The organism is Inquilinus sp. OTU3971 (assembly GCF_038440215.1).
Window position 1 is genome coordinate 1 of sequence record NZ_JASATH010000354.1, and the last position, 3846, is coordinate 3846.

Genomic DNA, 3846 nt, shown 5'->3' on the forward strand with positions numbered 1-3846 from the left:
GCCGATGCGGGCGACCTGCGGGCCGTGCTCGGCGGCTGCCTGCAGGTGCTCGACGACCGGCTCGGGCTCGGCGGCCTCGCCTTGGCCGGGCACCGGGTGGTGCATGGCGGCGAGGCCTTCACCGGCCCGGTCCGCATCACCGACGAAGTGTTCGCACAGCTGCAGGCGCTGGTGCCGCTGGCACCACTGCACCAGCCGCCGGCGCTGCGCCTGATCGAGGCGCTGGGCGCGCTGCGGCCCGGCATCGTCCAGACCGCCTCCTTCGACACCGCCTTCCATGCCGGGCAGCCCGACCACATCCGCCGCTTCGCCCTGCCCCGGCCGCTGCACGACCGCGGCATCAAGCGCTACGGCTTCCACGGCCTGTCCTACCGGTTCATCGCCGGCGCGCTGCGCCGCGACCATCCGGAGATCGCGGCCGGCCGGGTGGTGGTGGCCCATCTCGGCAGCGGCGCCAGCCTCTGCGCCCTGCGGGACGGCAGCAGCGTCGAGACGACCATGGGCTTCTCCGCCCTGGACGGGGTGCCGATGGCGACCCGGCCCGGCGCGCTCGATGCCGGCGTGCTGCTGCATCTGCTGGGCCCGGACGGCATGACGGTCGCGGAGGTCGAGGACCTCCTGTACCACCGCGCCGGGCTGCTCGGCCTGTCCGGGATCAGCGGCGACACCCGCGAGCTGCTGGCCAGCGCCGATCCGGCGGCGCGCGAGGCGGTCGACATCTTCACCCACCGCATCGCCCAGGCCGTCGCCGCCCTCGCCGTCACGCTGGGCGGGCTCGATGCCCTGGTCTTTACCGCCGGCATCGGCGAGCACCAGCCGGAGATCCGTGCCCGGATCTGCGAGCGGCTGCGCTGGATGGGCGCGGCGCCCGGCGGCAGCGTCGCCGTGCTGGTGATCCCGACCGACGAGGAGCAGGTCGTCGCCGATGAGGCGCTGCGGATCCGGCCGGCCTGACCAGTCGAGGGAACCGGACCGCGGCCCGCGGCGTCACCTTCGGAAGGGCGGAAGTTCCGGCCGTCCTTCAGGTCACAACGGAAGATCGCTTATGGATATCGGCGGATGGCTGTGGCTTGTGATCGACGTGCTGCTGGTAGCGATCCTGGCCGGCGGCATGATCTACGGCACCATGCAGTGGCGCCGTCGCCGCCGCAGCCCGGAGATGAAGCGGGCCTCCGAGCAAGCTGTGCGCAGGAACTACCGCGAAGGCGGCTGACTCGACGACTCGGCCGCCATCCTGGTCCAGCGCTGGTCGGTATGCCGGCCGGCATATTCTCGGTCGATCTCGTCGATCAGCGCGTCGGCCCGATCCGGCTCCACCGCGGCCAGGATGGCGTCGAGCTTGGCTTCCATCCGGTCGTCGCCCTCCTTCGATTGTGGCGAGCCGACATAGAGCAGGAAGGCCAGGCCGCCGATCTGCCAGATGAGCTGCAGGAACTCGGACTGCCAGTTCTCCAGCGTGTCGCGGGACATCTCGACGACATAGGCCGCGATCTCCGGCGCGGCCCCGTGCTGGCGCTGTTCGTCGACATAGGCGAACCAGCCGAACAGCCAGTGCCCGATCAGGGAGATGACAAAGAAGCCGAACGTCACCCAGCCATAGCCGTAACGTTTCCAGATCGAGTTCGACATCACGGTGTCTCCATTCGGCCCTGGGGTGCCGCCGCGTGTAAGTGCAGACGGTGCTACCCGTAATGACTTTCCGAAGGCCCGTTCCGTTCCGGTGGATGTTTGATTCCGGGGAAGGGCCGGCACGGCCGCCCTGCCTCAATTGTCCCGCTTCACAATCCGCCCCTTCACGGCCGATACTGTCGAGCTTCGAGGGAACGATCAAAAACCCAAAAACAGGGTAGGCAGATGACCTGGATTCTTCGTTTGGCCACGGCCGCTGCGGCTGCCGTCGTGATGGCTGTTGCCGTCCCGGCCGGCGCGGCGGCGCTGGTCGAGACGCCGATGTATGAGCCGGACGTCGCAGCCGGCAAGCTGCCGCCGGTGGCCGAGCGCGTGCCGCAGGCGCCGCTGGTGGTCGACTTGGCGGCGGAGGGCAAGGAGCCGGGCAAGCCGGGCGGCGAGATCAGCTGGATGGCCGGTCGCGCCCGCGACATCCGGATCATGAACACCTACAGCTACGCCCGTCTGGTCGGCTACGGCCCGGACTTCAAGCTGCATCCGGACATCCTGCAGTCGGTCGATGTCGACGGCGAGAAGGTGTTCACCCTGCATCTGCGGCCGGGCCACAAATGGTCCGACGGCCAGCCCTTCACCAGCGACGACTTCCGCTACTTCTGGGAGGACGTGTCGCTGGACAAGGAACTGATGCCCTACGGCCCGGACACGCGCCTGCTGGTCGACGGCGAGGCGCCGAAGGTCGAGTTCCCGGATGCGCAGACCGTCCGCTATTCCTGGTCCAAGCCGAATCCGGACTTCCTGCCGTCGATCGCGGGGGCGACCCCGCTCTACATCTTCGCGCCGGCGCATTACCTGAAGCAATTCCACAAGAAATACACCGATGCCGCAGCGCTCGACGCCCTGGTCAAGGCGGCGGGCGCCCGCAACTGGGTGGCCCTCTACACCCAGCGCAGCAAGCTGATCGATTCGGCCAATCCGGACCTGCCGGTGCTGGAGCCCTGGATCAACACCACCAAGGCCCCGGCGGAGCGTTTCGTCTTCGTCCGCAACCCCTATTACCACCGGGTCGACGGCCAGGGCCGGCAGTTGCCCTATCTCGACCGCGTCATCGTCAATGTCGTCGAAGGCTCGCTGATCCCGGCCAAGGCCGGCACGGGCGAGGCCGACCTGCAGGCCCGCGGGCTGCGCTTCGACAACATCAGCTTCCTCAAGGCCGGGGAGCAGGCGGGCGGCTACAAGGTGCGACTGTGGCCGACGGCGCTCGGCTCCGAGGTCGCGCTGTATCCGAACCTGAACTGCAACGACGCTGACTGGCGGGCGCTGAATCGCGACGTCCGCTTCCGCCGCGCCCTGTCGCTCGGCATCGACCGCGACGAGATCAACCAGACCGTGTTCTTCGGCCAGGCCAGGCCGAGCCAGAACACGGTGCTGCCGCAGTCGCCCTATTACGACGAGGCGCTGGCGACCGAATGGGCCACGTTCGACCTGGGGAAGGCGAACGCCCTGCTGGACGAGATCGGGCTGACCAAGCGCGACGGCGACGGCATCCGGCTGATGCCGAACGGCAAGCGGCTGGAGATCGTGGTCGAGAGCGCCGGCGAGCGCAGCCTGGAGACCGACATCCTGCAGCTGGTGCGCGAGAGCTGGGCCAAGATCGGCGTGGCGCTGCACACCGCCCAGTCGCAGCGCGACGTGTTCCTGCAGCGGATCTTCGCCGGCGATGTCGTGATGTCGGTGTGGATGGGCTGGGACAACGGCCTGATCACGCCGACGACGGTGCCGACGCAGCTGGCGCCGGTCGACCAGAACTGGCTGCAGTACCCGAAATGGGGCCAGTATCTGCAGACCGGGGGCGGCGCCGGCGAAAAGCCGGATGTCGAGTTCGGCCAGAAGCTGATGGCGCTGTACGACGAATGGCGCGGCACCACCGACGCGGCCCGCCGCGACGCCATCATGCGCGAGATGATCAAGATCCAGGCCGACGAGGTGACCTCGATCGGTACGGTGCAGGGCGTGCTGCAGCCGGTCGTGGTCAAGGCCCGGCTGCACAACGTGCCGGAGAAGGGCATCTTCTCCTGGGACCCCGGGGCGCATTTCGGCGTCTACCGCCCCGACACCTTCTGGGTCGATCCGTCCTGACCCATCCGAAGCGCCCGGCCTTCTGGCCCGGCGCGTTGGCTTAAGCCCGCCAGACGCCAGCCGAAGGCCAGGCAGGCCGCG

General features: G+C 68.9%; 4 protein-coding genes. 3 read left to right on the plus strand and 1 reads right to left on the minus strand.

All coding sequences use genetic code 11. The annotated features are described in order from the left end of the window. The coding region (locus AAHM41_RS39440; RefSeq protein ID WP_342242110.1) for an acetate kinase at positions 1–954 on the plus strand (954 nt) is incomplete at its 5' end. Between the two features lie 91 nt (positions 955–1045). Next, positions 1046–1213: a hypothetical protein gene (locus AAHM41_RS39445; RefSeq protein WP_342242111.1), complete on the plus strand. Its 168-nt coding sequence runs from the start codon at positions 1046–1048 to the stop codon at positions 1211–1213. Here the strand turns inward: AAHM41_RS39445 and AAHM41_RS39450 are convergent. Then, positions 1195–1629 carry a DUF6766 family protein gene (locus AAHM41_RS39450; RefSeq protein ID WP_342242112.1) on the minus strand — a complete coding sequence of 145 codons (435 nt, stop codon included), beginning with the start codon at positions 1627–1629 and terminating at the stop codon, positions 1195–1197. The two genes, AAHM41_RS39445 and AAHM41_RS39450, sit on opposite strands and share 19 nt — an antisense overlap. A gap of 225 nt (positions 1630–1854) precedes the next feature. Between AAHM41_RS39450 and AAHM41_RS39455 the strand changes: the two genes are divergently transcribed. Further along, a complete protein-coding gene (locus tag AAHM41_RS39455) occupies positions 1855–3765 on the plus strand; it encodes an ABC transporter substrate-binding protein (protein ID WP_342242113.1) in 1911 nt (636 codons plus the stop codon). Positions 3766–3846: the final 81 nt, after the last annotated feature.